Annotated in this window: 11 protein-coding genes; 8 read left to right on the top strand and 3 right to left on the bottom strand. The window is 74.1% G+C overall.

The annotated features are described in order from the left end of the window. Positions 1–29: 29 nt before the first annotated feature. On the bottom strand, positions 30–290 hold the full coding sequence (locus KPF47_RS26175; RefSeq protein ID WP_224391475.1) for a hypothetical protein: 261 nt from the start codon (positions 288–290) through the stop codon (positions 30–32). A gap of 163 nt (positions 291–453) precedes the next feature. On the opposite strand from KPF47_RS26175, the gene KPF47_RS26170 reads away from it, so the two are divergent. Continuing rightward, positions 454–1,116 carry a response regulator transcription factor gene (locus tag KPF47_RS26170; RefSeq protein WP_224391473.1) on the top strand — a complete coding sequence of 221 codons (663 nt, stop codon included), beginning with the start codon at positions 454–456 and terminating at the stop codon, positions 1,114–1,116. Further along, positions 1,113–2,423 (top strand): HAMP domain-containing sensor histidine kinase, encoded by a 1,311-nt coding sequence (locus tag KPF47_RS26165; RefSeq protein ID WP_224391471.1) that lies wholly within the window; start codon positions 1,113–1,115, stop codon positions 2,421–2,423. Before KPF47_RS26170 ends, KPF47_RS26165 begins: the two co-directional genes overlap by 4 nt. Here the strand turns inward: KPF47_RS26165 and KPF47_RS26160 are convergent. Continuing rightward, positions 2,371–3,615, bottom strand: coding sequence for an MFS transporter (locus KPF47_RS26160; protein WP_224391469.1), 1,245 nt, complete (start codon positions 3,613–3,615; stop codon positions 2,371–2,373). The two genes, KPF47_RS26165 and KPF47_RS26160, sit on opposite strands and share 53 nt — an antisense overlap. Positions 3,616–3,854: 239 nt before the next feature. Between KPF47_RS26160 and KPF47_RS26155 the strand changes: the two genes are divergently transcribed. From KPF47_RS26155 to KPF47_RS26145, 3 genes are read left to right on the top strand one after another with little or no spacing between them, the layout of a single operon-like run. Continuing rightward, positions 3,855–5,309 carry an aldehyde dehydrogenase family protein gene (locus tag KPF47_RS26155; protein WP_224391467.1) on the top strand — a complete coding sequence of 485 codons (1,455 nt, stop codon included), beginning with the start codon at positions 3,855–3,857 and terminating at the stop codon, positions 5,307–5,309. Next, positions 5,306–6,559, top strand: coding sequence for an aminotransferase class V-fold PLP-dependent enzyme (locus tag KPF47_RS26150; RefSeq protein ID WP_224391466.1), 1,254 nt, complete (start codon positions 5,306–5,308; stop codon positions 6,557–6,559). Before KPF47_RS26155 ends, KPF47_RS26150 begins: the two co-directional genes overlap by 4 nt. Next, positions 6,556–7,686, top strand: coding sequence for an FAD-dependent oxidoreductase (locus KPF47_RS26145; protein ID WP_224391464.1), 1,131 nt, complete (start codon positions 6,556–6,558; stop codon positions 7,684–7,686). Before KPF47_RS26150 ends, KPF47_RS26145 begins: the two co-directional genes overlap by 4 nt. A 23-nt stretch (positions 7,687–7,709) precedes the next feature. On the opposite strand, the gene KPF47_RS26140 is transcribed toward KPF47_RS26145, so the two are convergent. Continuing rightward, on the bottom strand, positions 7,710–8,444 hold the full coding sequence (locus tag KPF47_RS26140) for a GntR family transcriptional regulator (protein ID WP_224391462.1): 735 nt from the start codon (positions 8,442–8,444) through the stop codon (positions 7,710–7,712). Between the two features lie 260 nt (positions 8,445–8,704). Between KPF47_RS26140 and KPF47_RS26135 the strand changes: the two genes are divergently transcribed. The 3 genes from KPF47_RS26135 to KPF47_RS26125 all read left to right on the top strand — a co-directional run bounded on the left by KPF47_RS26135 (position 8,705) and on the right by KPF47_RS26125 (position 13,731). Continuing rightward, positions 8,705–10,705: a primary-amine oxidase gene (locus tag KPF47_RS26135; RefSeq protein WP_224391460.1), complete on the top strand. Its 2,001-nt coding sequence runs from the start codon at positions 8,705–8,707 to the stop codon at positions 10,703–10,705. 79 nt (positions 10,706–10,784) lie between these two features. Then, entirely contained in the window at positions 10,785–12,215 is a 1,431-nt protein-coding gene (locus KPF47_RS26130; RefSeq protein WP_224391459.1) for a Rieske 2Fe-2S domain-containing protein, read from the top strand. Next, a complete protein-coding gene (locus KPF47_RS26125) occupies positions 12,208–13,731 on the top strand; it encodes a glutamine synthetase family protein (RefSeq protein ID WP_224391458.1) in 1,524 nt (507 codons plus the stop codon). Before KPF47_RS26130 ends, KPF47_RS26125 begins: the two co-directional genes overlap by 8 nt. Positions 13,732–13,741 lie beyond the last annotated feature (10 nt).

Below are 13,741 nucleotides of genomic sequence, written 5' to 3'. Positions count from 1 at the left end.
CCGGGCCGACCGTGGTCACGCCGGTGGGGTCACCCGCCGGCGGGCACGCCCGGGGTCGGCAGCGAGTCCGGGGTGCAGTCCGGGACCCCGGGGTACTCCGGCAGCACCGGCACCGTCGCGGCGCCGGGGGCGGCCGGGCCCGGCTCGACGGGCACACCCGGCGCACCGGCCGGGACGCAGGTCGGGGGCGGGACGCTGCTCCCGGCGTCGGCCAGTGCGGTCCCGCCGAGCGCGAGCAGGCCGAACGCCGCCATGACCACGGCGCCGCCGAGGGACTTCGAGATCGACATGGGTGGACTCCGTTCGTCGTCGGTGTCCGTGACGGGCGTCCCGGACACCCCGGAGTCGATCCCATCGAGCCTGTCGGCAGCGTCTGTCGATCTCGATACACTCGCCATAACCGATCACCGCGATGCTGGGCGCCCGGGCGGGACCGCAGACGGTAGGGGCGACGTGCGAGTACTGGTGGTGGAGGACGAGGCCCTTCTCGCGGAGTCCCTGGTCCTGGGCCTGCGCCGGGAGGGGATGGCGGTCGACCTCGCCACGGACGGGCACGGCGCGCTGGAGCTGGTGGACCTGCACGACTACGACGTCGTCGTGCTCGACCGCGACATACCCGGGGTGCACGGCGACGAGGTCTGCCGCACCGTCGTCACCGACCGGCCGGACTGCCGGGTGCTGATGGTGACCGCGGCGGGCCGGCTCGCGGACCGGGTCGAGGGCCTGCGCATCGGCTCCGACGACTACCTGGTCAAGCCGTTCGACTTCCCCGAGCTGGTGGCCCGGCTGCACGCCCTGTTCCGGCGCTCGGTGCGCGCCCATCCCCCGGTCCTCGCCCACGGCGACCTGCGGGTCGATCCCCGGTTCCGGGACGTGCGACGCGGTGAGATCCCGATCCGGCTGACCCGCAAGGAGTTCGCCGTGCTCGAGCTGCTCGTGCGGGCCGGTGGTGGTGTGGTCAGCGCCGAGGAGCTGCTGGAGAAGGCCTGGGACGCCCACGCCGACCCGTTCACCAACGCCGTGCGCATCACGGTGTCGACGCTGCGCCGCAAGCTCGGTGAGCCGACGGTCCTGGAGACCGTCACCGGCGTCGGCTACCGGCTGACGGGCTCGTGAGCGGCCGCGGGGTGCTCCCCGGGCAGCTGCTCGGCCGGTTCTCGGTACGACTGCGTCTCACCCTCCTCATCGCCGCCGGGGCCCTCGCCTGCGGCGTGGTCATGGTCGCCGCGCTCTACCTCCTGATGCGCTACGTCCCGACCTACGACCTCGCCGGCACACCGGGCGTTCCGGTGATCGAGGATCCGGTCGGTGGGGCCCCCGTGGCTCCGCCCGGTCCGGGGCCGGCGGGCCCGTCCGGCGGGGGCACGGATCCGGCCGGGACGGTGGTCCCGGGGATCGAGGTGCCTCCCGGTCTGCCCGAGATCGCCGTCGACCCCGCCCTCCTGCGGAGTCCCGACGGCGCCGTCCGGAGCACCGCCGACGTCCTGCACGCCCTGGTCCGCTACTCGGGTGTGGCGGTGCCGGCCCTGGTCCTGCTCGGCGCGCTGCTGGGCTGGGTGGTCGCGGGGCGGGTACTCGCCCCGGTGCACCGCATCACGGCGACCGCGCGCGACATCGCCGACGGGAACCCGCACGAGCGGATCCGGATGGGGCCGCGCGACGGGCGCGACGACGAGTTCACCCGGCTGTCGGCGTCCGTCGACGCGATGCTCGACCGACTCCAGGCGGGCCTCGACGCGCAGCGCCAGTTCACCGCGAACGCCTCGCACGAGCTGCGCACCCCGCTGGCGGCGACGCGCACCGCGCGGCAGGTCGCGCTGGCCCATCCCGGTGCCCACGACCCCACCGACCTGCTCCGGAAACTGCTGGCCGCCAACGAGCACAGCATCGCCACGGTGGAGGCCCTGCTCACCCTCGCAAGGGCCGAGCACGCGCTCGAGCCCGTCGAGCCGGTCGACCTCGCCGACACCGCGGCGCAGGCTCTCGCCGAGGTCGCGCCCGAGGCCGCCGGACGGTCGGTCACGATGCACCGGGATCTCGGGTCCGCCGTCGTCCTCGCCGACGCCGACCTCCTCCGCCTGCTGGTGGTGAACCTGCTGCACAACGCGATCCGCCACAACCACCGTGGCGGATCGGTGGCCCTGACGGTCCGTGGCCGGGACGGCGCCGCCGAGCTGGTCGTCGAGAACACCGGAGACGTGCCGGCCGTCGACGAGGTCGAGCGGCTGTTCGAGCGGTTCCGGCGGAACGGGACGCGCTCGGCTCCGCGCGGACACGGACTCGGACTGTCGATCGTGCGCGCGATCGCGGACGGGCACGGGGGTGCCGCACGCGCCGTCCCGCGCGAGCGGGGCGGGCTCGCCGTCACCGTCACCCTGCCCGCCGCCGGTCACGGGGACCTCGACCGCCCCGTGCCGGGCTGACCGCGACCCGGGTGCCCACCGCCAGCACCGCTCCGAGGGCCGCGGCCCCGGCCAGCACCGCGAACAGCTGCGGGTAGCCGCCGAGCGGCCCGGCCAGGGCCGCACCCGCCCACGGGGAGAGGGCGACCGCCACCGTCGCGGGCGCCGACAGGAGCCCGCCGAGCCGGCCGTAGAACCGCGACGGCCAGCGGTCCGACACCGCCGTCGCCTGCACCAGTGTCATGAGGCCACGGGCGGCGCCGGTCAGCACCGCCGCCCCGACCAGCAGCCACGCCGGGCCGGGCAGCAGCCCCAGCAGGGCGGTCGACACGGCCAGCGCGGCCAGGACGAGCACCGCCCGTCCCGGCGGGGCCAGCCTGCCCACGGCCCGGGTGTAGAGCGCCCGGCCGGCGACCTGCCCGACCCCGCCGAGCCCGAGCGCCCAGGCCGCGGTCTGCACGTCGAGTCCCCGCTCGATCAGCAGCGGCACCTGGTTCACCGCGACCGCGAACCCGCAGAACGCACCGAGGCAGACCGCGGCCACGGTCAGCCGGAACGCACCGCTGCGCGCGATCGCGCCCGGGTCCGCGGGCCCGGGTGGCGTGGGTGCCGCAGGCCACCGGCCGCGCAGGCCGAACAGGTGCGCCGGGACCGTCACCACCAGCAGGACGACGGCGAGCACCAGGTAGGTCCCGCGCCAGCCGAACCCGCCCAGCAGCGCCGCCGAGAGCGGCGCGAACACCGTGCTCGCCAGCCCCCCGACCAGGGTGAGCGCGGTCAGCGCGCGCACCCGGTCCTCGCCCCACCAGCGGGTCAGCGCCGCGAACGCGGGCGGGTACAGCGTCGCGGACTGCGCGAGGCCCGCGACCAGCCAGGCGGCGAGAAACCAGGGCCAGGTCGGGGCGACCGCGATCGCGGCGACGGCGGGCACGCCCAGCACCGACCCGGCGGTCATGACCCAGCGCGGGCCCCACCGGTCCAGCAGCCGCCCCACGACGATCCCGGCCAGCGCGGACACCCCGAGGCCCGCGGAGAACGCGCCGGTCACCGCGCTCACCGACCAGCCGGTGTCGGCCGAGATCGACGGCGCGAGCACCGGGAACGCGTAGTAGAGCACGCCCCAGCTGGTGATCTCGGTCAGGCACAGGACGAGCAGGACCCGGCGACGGAACCCCGAGGAGCCACCGCTCACGTCACCGGTTGGGTCGATCATCGTGCACACCCTGGCCCGGTCGGGTTCCGTGCCGCAACACGCCCGAACTGCACCGTGCCGCCGCCGCCCGATCGCGCGTTCCGTGCGGCACGTCGGAGTCGTCCGGCGCCGGATGCGGCTCGCGCTCGGCGGTTCGGTCTCGTTCGCGACTCGCACCTGCATGTGTGTGGAATCTCTTGTATATCGGATCCAACTAACCGTACTGTTGGATCCAATAATCGTCTGGCCAGGGAGAGTTCGTGCGTTCTTCGTTGCCCTCGCTCGCGCCGTCGACCGAGCTGTACATCGACGGGGTCCGGATACCGGCCGGCGACCGGGCGACCTTCCCCGTCGTCGACCCGGCCACCGAGGAGGTTCTGACCCACGCCGTGCAGGCCGGCGACACCGATGTCGACGCGGCCGTCGCCGCCGCGGGGACCGCGCTGCGGGACCACCGGTGGTCCGGGCTCGCCCCGCTGGAGCGGGCGGCCGTGCTGCACCGGGTCGCCGACCTGATCGAGCGGGACCTCGAGGACCTCGCGATCCTCGAGACCCGCGACAACGGCAAGCCGATCGAGCGCTCGCGGGCCGACACCGGCCAGGCGGCGCGCACGTTCCGGCATTTCGCCGGTGCCCCGAGCCGGTTGACCGGCAGTACGGTCCCGATCGACGGCGGGGGCCACCACGTCTACACGACGGTGCGGCCGGTCGGGGTGGCCGCGCTGATCCTGCCGTGGAACTTCCCGATCATGACCGCCGCGTTCAAGCTCGCCCCGGCCCTCGCGGCCGGCTGCCCGGTGGTGGTCAAGCCCGCCGAGCAGACACCGCTGACGATGCTGCGGCTGGCCGGGCTGCTGACCGAGGCGGGCGTCCCGCCGGGCGTGGTGAACGTGCTGACCGGCGACGGCCGGGTCGGCGCCGCGCTGACCGCCCATCCCGGTGTCGCGGCGGTGTCGTTCACCGGCAGCACCGCCGTCGGCCGGGAGGTCGGCGTCACCGCGGCCGGCCGGCTCGCGCACTCGACGCTGGAGCTGGGCGGCAAGAGCGCCAACATCGTCTTCGACGACGCCGACCTCGACGCCGTCGTCACCACCGCGATGCGCGCCTCGTTCGGGCACTCCGGCCAGATGTGCACCGCGGGCAGCAGGCTGCTCGTGCAGCGCTCGACCCTGCCCGAGCTCACCGAGCGGCTGCAGGTCGCCGTCGGCCGGGTCCCGATGGGCGACGGGCTGGCCGGTGGGATCTCGGTCGGCCCGCTGGTCTCCGAGGAGCAACGCAGCCAGGTGCTCGGCTACATCGACACCGGCCGGGTCGAGGGCGCCGAGCTCGTCGTCGGCGGTGGCTCGCCGGACGGACCGGGCTACTACGTCGAGCCCACCCTGTTCACCGGCGTCACGAACGACATGGTGATCGCCCGCGAGGAGATCTTCGGACCGGTCCTCGGCGTGCTCGCCTTCGACGACGAGGACGACGCCGTCGGTCTCGCGAACGACTCCGGCTACGGGCTCGCCGCCGGGATCTGGACCCGCGACCTCGGCCGCGCACACCGCACCGCCGCGCGTCTCGACGTCGGAACCGTGTGGGTCAACACCTACAACGTGTTCGATCCGGCCCTGTCGTTCGGCGGGGTCAAGGGCAGCGGTCTCGGCCGCGACCTCGGTGACGAGGCACTGCTGGGCTTCGTCGAGTCCCGGGCCGTCGTGGTGGCGCTGTGAGCCCCGAGTCGATCACCGGACCGCTCACCCGGCCGATCGTCGAGGCGGCGCCCGCACCGGCGATCGACGTCGCCGCCGAGCGGGCCCGCACCCCCGGCGTCACCGAGTCGCACCACCTCAACGCGGCCGGCGCGGCACTGCCGACCGCCGCCGTCGTCGACACCGTGGTCGAGCACCTCCGTCGCGAGGAGCGCGACGGCGGCTACGAGGCCGCCGCCGCGGTGAGCGACCGGACCGAGGCCGTCTACGACGACATCGCCGAGCTCGTCGGCGCCCGCTCGGCGGAGATCGCGTTGTTCGACACCGCCACCACCGGGCTGCGCGTGCTGGTCGACGCGCTCCTCGGCGCCGGGACACCACGGCTGCTGGTGAGCCGCTCGGCCTACGTGAGCCACGCGCTGCACCTCATGGCCCACGCCCGGCGCACCGGGGCCGGGCTCGAGATCCTGCCCCTCGATCCCGCGACCGGCGCCGTCGATCTCGGCGCGCTCGAGGCGACCCTGCGGGACGGCGGACCGGCGATCGTGTTCGTGGCGCACCTGCCGACGTCGTGCGGGCTCGTCGAGCCGGTCGCCGCGCTCGGCGCGCTGACCCGCCGGCACGGGGCCCGCCTCGTCGTCGACGCCACCCAGTCGGTCGGCCACCTACCCGTCGACGTCGGCGAGATCGGGTGCGACGTCCTGGTCACCACCGGGCGCAAGTTCCTGCGGGCCCCGCGGGGTACCGCCTTCGCCTGGGTGCACCCGGACGTCCTGCCGGCGCTCGAGCCGCGCGCACCGGACGTGCGAGGTGCCGCGTGGACCGCGGAGCGCGAGTGGACCCTGTCCGGGACCGCACGCCGTTTCGAGACCTGGGAGCACTCGGTCGCCTGCCGGCTCGGGCTGGGGGTCGCGGTCCGGGAGACGATCGAGCGGGGTCTCGGCGTCACCGCGGCACACCTGGTCGCGCTCGGCGCGAGCCTGCGCGAGCAGCTGCGTTCGCGGCCCGGCGTGACCGTGCGCGACCCGGCCGCGAGCAGCTCGGGGATGGTCACCTTCACCGTCGACGGCGTCGAGCCCGCCGAGGTCAAGAACCACCTCGCCGCGGCGCGGATCCGGGTCGTGACCGTCCCGGCGAGCCACGGCCAGTGGGATCTCGGCGCGCGCGAGGTGCCCGCGATCGTGCGCGCCTCGATGCACGTCTACAACGACGCCGACGACCTCGACGCCCTGCTGTCGGTCGTGGACACGATCACCGCGGGGCCCCGGTGACCCGCGGTGATCTCGACGCCGACGTCGTCGTCGCCGGGCTGGGCGTGCACGGCACCGCCACCGCGTACGAGCTGGCGGCACGCGGCCGGCGGGTGATCGGGTTCGACCGGTTCGGCGAGGGACACCTGCGCGGCTCCTCGCACGGGCGGACCCGCATGATCCGCCGCGCCTACCCGAACCCGGTGTGGAATCCGCTGGTCGAGCGGGCCTACGCCGGGTGGCGGCGCTGGGAGCGGCGCAGCGGCGTGCCGTTGCTGCACCGCACCGGCGGGCTCTACGCCCATCCCGAGCCCGGGCAGCTGCAGGGCCCGGGCTGCGAGACCGTCTCCGATCCCGGCCGGCTGCGCGAGCTCGCCCCGGGACTGTCGCTGCCGGATGGCTGGCACGCCGTCGCCGACCCGGCCGCCGGGGTACTGGAGGCCGGGACCGCGTTGCACACGGCCCGCGCGGCCGCCCGCGCGGACGGCGCCGAGCTGATGTTCGACGAGCCCGTGCTGCGCTGGACGACCACCGGCTCCGGGCCGGACACGGGCGTCGTGGTCCACACCGGACGACGCAGCGTGCGGGCCCGGCGCCTGGTCGTCGCCACCGCCGGCTGGGTACCCGAGCTGGCACCCGAGCTCGGCGGGCTGTTCACGACCTGGCGGATCCTCACCGTCACGCTGCGCCCGGGAGACCGGATCGCCGCTCCCCCGTCGCTCCCCGCGTTCTCGGTGCACCGGCCACAGGGACTCATGTTCGGACTGCCCGACGTGGCCGGCAGCGGGTTCAAGGCCGGCACCGACACCGAACGGCAGTGGGACCCCGAGCGCCCGGTCGACCCGGCCGGCGCGGACGAGATCGCCGAGCTGTGCGCGCTGATGACCCGGCACGTGCCGGGGGTGTCGGCCGACCCGCGCACCGACGTCGCCGAGGCGACCGCCTGCCTCTACACGATGACCGCGGACCGCCGCTTCGTGATCGGGGCGCTACCGGGCACCCCGCAGGTGGTGGTCGCCGCGGCATGCTCGGGCCACGGATTCAAGTTCGGGCCCGCTGTCGGGGAGGCGGCGGCCGACCTGTGCGACGGGATCGATCGCCCCGACCTGGACTTCGTCGACGTCACCCGACGCCTGTCCGCGCCATGACCCGGACGACCGGCGGGCCCGGTTCAGCCGAAGAAGACCGTGGACGAGCGCTGCTCGTACCAGCGGGCCAGCGCATCACCGGCCGCGATCACGTGCGCCCGCATCTCGGCGGCCGCGGTGTCGGCGTCACCCGAGCGCAGCGCGGCGACGATCCGCTCGTGCTCGGCGAAATTCTCGTCGCGGTGCCGGCTGTCGTTGACGATCAGCTGGGAGGACACGTTGCGCGGGAACGCGCCGTTGATCTCCTCGATGGAGCGGGTCAGCCGGGCGTTGCCCGCGACCCCGGCGATCAGGGTGTGGAACGCGTCGTTGGCCGCCCGGTGCACCGGTGTGCGGCCCTCTCCCTGGGCGGCGGACTGCTCGTACATCTCCCGGTTGTCGCTCGCCAGCTCGTCGAGCTGCTCGCGGGTGATCCGGGCGACCGCGCGGCGGGCGGCGAGCGCCTCGAGCTCGGCGCGCACCTCGTAGGCCTCCCGGACCTCCCACGGCGCGGGAACCCGCACGACGGCGCCGCGGTGCGGGTGCACCGCGATCAGCCCGCCGTTCTGCAGCTGGCGGATCGCCTCGCGGATCGGGGTGCGGCTGACCCCGAACAGGGTGGCGAGCTCGGCCTGGCGCAACTGGCCACCGATCGGGATGTCCCCACCCATGATCATGTCCCGGATGCGGGCGGCGAGATCGTCGACCAGCGTGGCCCCGGCCCCGGCAGGCACCGGCCCGCCCTCGGTCCTGTCGGTCTCCGGTGTGCGCCGGACCATGTCCGTTCCCCCGTCCTCAGCGCCGTCGTGTGTCGGCGATACCGCACCGGTGGACCCGAAACGATAGCCGACGGGTGCGCGCCGGGCCGGGATGGATCCCGATCCGTGAGTGGTGGATCAGGTCCTCGCGCGTCCAGCCGCAGTCGATCTCGGGCCACAGCCTTCACTTTCGGATCCATGTTAAGCCATTATGGATACCAAACGTCGACCCGTGGTCGCGCCGGCCTCGTCCGGGCACCCGGTGGAGGAGGACCCACCCGATGAGCGTGATCGAGGGCGCTGCCGCGTCCGGACCGGAGCGGACACCGGGAGCCGGCAGCGGCCCGCGGTTCGGCCGGCAGACCCCGCCGTCGCCCACCGAGCGGCACTGGACCGAACCCCTGGCCGAGTCGGAGATCACCGAGGTCGTCGCCCTGGTGAAGGCCGACCCGCGGATCGGCGAGCACCCCCGGTTCTGGGGGGTGTCGGTCGACGAGCACCGTGCCCGGGACCTACCGGCGGGCGTCGGTCGGCCGGTCCGGTCGATCGTCATGAACCCCGACGCGCACGCCGCGTGGGAGGTCACCGGCTGGACGTCGGGGACCGACCGATCGGCGTCGTTGCAGACCTGGACCCCGGTGGACGCCCGCCGGCCCGGGATCTCCAGCGAGGAGGCCCGGATGATGGCCCAGGCCTGCCGGGACGATCCCGGGATGCGCGCGGCACTGGCCCGCCGCGGGATCACCGACCCGTCGCTGGTCTGGGTCGACCCGGAGTCGATCACCGGCTTCGAGCCCCCGGAGTTCGCCGGGCGGCGGCTGTCCTGGGGGGCGGTCTGGCACCGCGAGCACCGCGAGGACAACGGCTACGCGCGCCCGGTCCCCGGACTGGTCCCGATCGTCGACATGGAGACCTTCGAGATCCTGCGGATCGAGGACCACGACTCCGGCCCGCCCACCGCCGAGGCCGGGAACTACCGATCCGGTGACTGGGGCCCGGACCGCGTCGTCGCCCCGCTGGAGATCGTCCAGCCCGACGGGCCGGGCTTCACCGTCGACGGGCACCTGGTGCGCTGGCAGAACTGGTCGTTCCGGGTGGGCTTCACCCACCGCGAGGGCATGGTGCTGCACGACGTGCGCTACCTCGACGGCGACCGCGAGCGCACGGTGCTGCGCCGGGCCGCGGTCAACGAGATGTACGTGCCCTACCTCGACCCGGACCCGACCGCGTACCGGAAGAACTTCTTCGACTGGGGCGAGTACGGCGCCGGCCCGCTGACCGCGTCACTGGCACTGGGCTGCGACTGCCTCGGCGAGATCCGCTACCTCGACGCCGCCGTACTGGGCGGGCACCGCGAGCCGCGCACCGTCCGGAACGCGGTGTGCCTGCACGAGGAGGACGCCTCGATCCTCTGGAAGCACGTCAACACCCGCACCGGCCACGCCGAGGTCCGCCGCAGCCGGAAGATGGTCGTCTCCTCCTTCGCCACCGTCGCCAACTACGACTACGGCTTCTACTGGTCGCTGCACCAGGACGGCACGATCGACCTGGAGATCAAGCTGACCGGCATCATGTCGGTCACCGGGCTCGGCCCGGACCGGACCGCGCGGCACGGCCGCCGGGTCGGGGCCGACGTGCAGGCGTCGAACCACCAGCACTACTTCGGGCTGCGCCTGGACACCGCCGTCGACGGGCCCCGCAACCGGCTCAGCGAGATCCACGCCGAGATCGAGCCCGATCCGGAGCTCGACCCGTACGGCAACGCCTGCCGGATGGTCCGCACCCCGATCATCAGCGAGGCCCACGGTGCCCGCAGCTCCGACGCGTCCCGGGCGGTGCACTGGCTGGTGGAGAACACCGAGCGGACCAACCGGTTCGGCGAGCCCACCGGTTACCGGCTCGTGCTGCCGAACACGACCCGGCTGTTCGCCCGGCCCGGCAGCGTCGTGGAACGCAAGGCGCCGTTCGTGTCCCGCCAGCTCTGGGCCAGCGCCTACGCCGCCGACGAGCGCTTCATCGCAGGCGAGTACCCGAACCAGGGCCCGCTCGGCGAGGACGGCGTGCACGTGTGGCAGCGGGCCGATCGCCCGCTCGACGACGCCGAGCTGGTGCTCTGGCCGGTCGTCGGCGTGCACCACGACCCGCGCCCCGAGGAGTGGCCGATCATGGCCGTGCACCGGATCGGGATGCGGATGGAGCCCGACGGGTTCTTCGACCGCAACCCCTCGCTCGACCTGCCGGCACCGGCCCCCGCACGCTCCGACGACGGGTGCTGCCACTGATGGCCACCCCTGCGCCGCAGGCCCGGTCCGCGGCCGGAGCGCGACCCGTGAACCGTTCCCGACGCAAGGGAGGCCCGTCGTGCTGAAGCGCGAGGACAACGAGAAGCTGACCCGCACCGGCCCGGACGCCCCGCTCGGCCGGCTGATGCGCGCCTACTGGCAGCCCGCCGCGCTGGTCTCGGAGATGCCCGAGGACCGCCCGGTCAAGGCCGTCCGGCTGATGAGCGAGGACCTGGTGCTGTTCCGGCGCGACGACGGCGGATGGGGCCTGGTCAGCCGGTTCTGCGCGCACCGGGGTGTCGATCTGTCCTACGGCCGGCTCGAGGACGGCGGCCTGCGCTGCCTCTACCACGGCTGGCTCTACGGCCCCGACGGCCGCTGCCTGGAGCAGCCGGCCGAGCCACCGTCGAGCACCTTCGCCGACAAGATCCGGATCCGCAGCTACCCCTGCGAGGAGCGCAACGGCATCGTCTTCGCCTACCTCGGCGCCGGCGATCCGCCACCGTTCCCGGCGTTCGACTGCTTCACCGCCCCGCAGGCCCACACCTTCGCCTTCAAGGGACTCTGGGAGCGCAACTGGCTCCAGGGCGTCGAGGGCGGGATCGACCCCAGCCACGTCTCGTTCCTGCACCGCTTCGTCGGTGAGGACCCGCGGGAGGCCTACGGACGGCAGTTCAGCGAGGAGGTCGAGGGAACCGGGCAGAAGCTGTCCAAGCTGGTCGGCGACCACTTCCGCCCCGACATCGAGGTCGAGCGGGCCGAGCACGGGCTGCGCGTGTTCGCGATCCGCGAGCTCGACGAGGAGCGCACGCACGTCCGGATCACGAACCTGATGTTCCCGAACGCGTTCGTGGTGCCGTTCGGCAACGACAAGGTCTTCGCGCAGTGGCACGTGCCGATCGACGACGAGAACCACTACTGGTACATGGTCCTCTACGACTTCGCCGAGGAGACCGATTCCGAGACCCTGCTCGCGCAGCGGCTGGCCGAGGTGACCCTGCCGGACTACCGGCCGATCCGGAACCGCGGCAACGACTGGGGATTCGACGCGACCGAGCAGCGGGAACTGACCTACACCGGGATGGGCCTGGACATCAACGTCCACGACCAGTGGGCGGTCGAGAGCATGGGCCGGGTCCAGGACCGGACCGTCGAGCGGCTCGGGGTCTCCGATCGCGCGGTGACCGCGAACCGGCGACTGCTGCTCACCTCGCTGGCGGCGTTCGAGGCGGGCTCCCCGCTGCCGGCCCAGCCGCTCGACGACGCAGGGGCCGCGCGACTGGTCGGGCCGGTCGCCGTCGACATGATCAGCCCGACCGCGGGGTGGCAGGAGCGCTGGGCCGCACACGACGCGCGTCGCCGTGCCGCCTCGCCGTGGGCGACACCGCTCGACTCCCCCGCCGCGCCCGGCGCCGCCCCGTCCGACGACTCCCCGTCCGACGACTCCGTGGCCGACGACTCCGTGGCCGACGACTCGGTGACCGGGGCGGGGGCGACCGCCGATGCGTAGCGTCGACGAGCGTCCGGTTGCCGAGGGCGGCGGTGGCCGCTCCGCCCGCCCGATGCTCGACACCGACCGGGGCGGCTTCATCGAACGGCACGGGCTGTGGTCCGAGCCGCAGTACGCCGCCGCGGCGCAGCTGCGCCGGGTGATCGACGAGCTCGGCATCGAGCTGGTCCGGGTCTGCTTCGTCGACCAGCACGGGGTGCTGCGCGGCAAGTCGATCACCAGCACCGCGCTGCCGGGCATCCTGCGCTCCGGGCTGACCGCGCCGTCGTCGCTGCTGCTGAAGGACCCGTCCGGGCGCTCGTCGTTCGCGGTGTTCGACGGCTTGCGGCTCGACGGCTACCGCGGCTTCTCCGGCGCCGGTGACGTGGTGCTCGTTCCGGACCCGGCCACGTTCCGGGTGCTGCCGTGGGAGAACCGGACCGGCTTGCTGCTCGCCGACCTGCACTACCCCGGCGGCGGGGCGGTCCCGTTCTGCACCCGGGGCCTGCTGCGCCGGCAGCTGGACGCGTTGGCCGACCGCGGCTTGAGCCTGACCGTCGGGCCGGAGCTGGAGTTCCACGTGTTCGCTCGCGCGGACCCGGCGATGGATCCCGCGCAGGTCGGCCGGCCCGGCGCACCGGGCACCGCCCCCGCGGTCCGGCCGCTCACCCCCGGCTCACAGCTGCTCGACATCGGCGGCCTGGACCGCTCCGACGCGCTGGTCACCGGGATCCACCGGGCGCTGACCCGGCTCGACCTGCCGCTGCGCTCGATCGAGCTCGAGTTCGGGCCCAGCCAGTTCGAGATCACCCTGGAGGCCGGCGAAGCCGCGGTGGTCGCCGACCAGGTCGTGCTGGCCCGCACGGCGATCAAGCAGCTGTGTGCGCGGATGGGGCTGCACGCCACGTTCATGTCCCGGCCGCAGGGAGCCGAGACCGCTTCCACCGGGTGGCACCTGCACCAGTCGCTGTGCGATCTCGACACCGGTTCCCCGGTGTTCCCCGGGGCGGGACCCGGCTCGGTCCTCTCGCCGGTCGGCACGTCGTACCTCGCCGGGCTGCTGGAGCACGCGGCCGCCGCCGCGGTCTTCGGCACACCCACCGTCAACGGCTACAAGCGTTACCAGCCGCACTCGCTGGCCCCGGACCGGGTGCTGTGGGGGATGGACAACAAGGGCGCGATGGTCCGGGTGGTCGGTTCGGCCGGGGACCCGGCCGCCCGCCTGGAGAACCGTTCGGGCGAGCCCGGGGCGAATCCCTACCTCTACATCCTGTCCCAGCTGGTGTGCGGTCTCGACGGGATCGACCGCGGGCTCTCGCCCGGCGAGCCGTCGGACTCGCCCTACCGGGACGAGGCACCGCGGCTGCCGCGCACCCTGGGCGCCGCGGTCGACGCGCTCGACGCCAGCACGCTGTTCCGGCGCGAGCTCGGCGACGTCGTCGTCGACTGGTACGTCCACCTCAAGCGGGCGGAGTTCGAGCGCTACCTGGCCGACGTGTCGTCCTGGGAGCAGCGCGAGTACTTCGACCTGCTGTGAGCAGCGCTGT

It is taken from the genome of Pseudonocardia sp. ICBG1293, from assembly GCF_020131355.1.
Taxonomy (GTDB): domain Bacteria; phylum Actinomycetota; class Actinomycetes; order Mycobacteriales; family Pseudonocardiaceae; genus Pseudonocardia.
The sequence above is the reverse complement of the archived record's forward strand: the minus strand, read 5'-3'. Positions and strand labels throughout refer to the sequence as shown.

Bases quoted from the DNA above. Each gene is read 5' to 3' on its own strand.
- KPF47_RS26125 (WP_224391458.1), top strand. From the start codon at position 12,208: ATGCGTAGCGTCGACGAGCGTCCGGTTGCCGAGGGCGGCGGTGGCCGC.
- KPF47_RS26135 (WP_224391460.1), top strand. From the start codon at position 8,705: ATGAGCGTGATCGAGGGCGCTGCCGCGTCCGGACCGGAGCGGACACCG.
- KPF47_RS26160 (WP_224391469.1), bottom strand. From the start codon at position 3,615: ATGATCGACCCAACCGGTGACGTGAGCGGTGGCTCCTCGGGGTTCCGT.
- KPF47_RS26140 (WP_224391462.1), bottom strand. From the start codon at position 8,444: ATGGTCCGGCGCACACCGGAGACCGACAGGACCGAGGGCGGGCCGGTG.
- KPF47_RS26175 (WP_224391475.1), bottom strand. From the start codon at position 290: ATGTCGATCTCGAAGTCCCTCGGCGGCGCCGTGGTCATGGCGGCGTTC.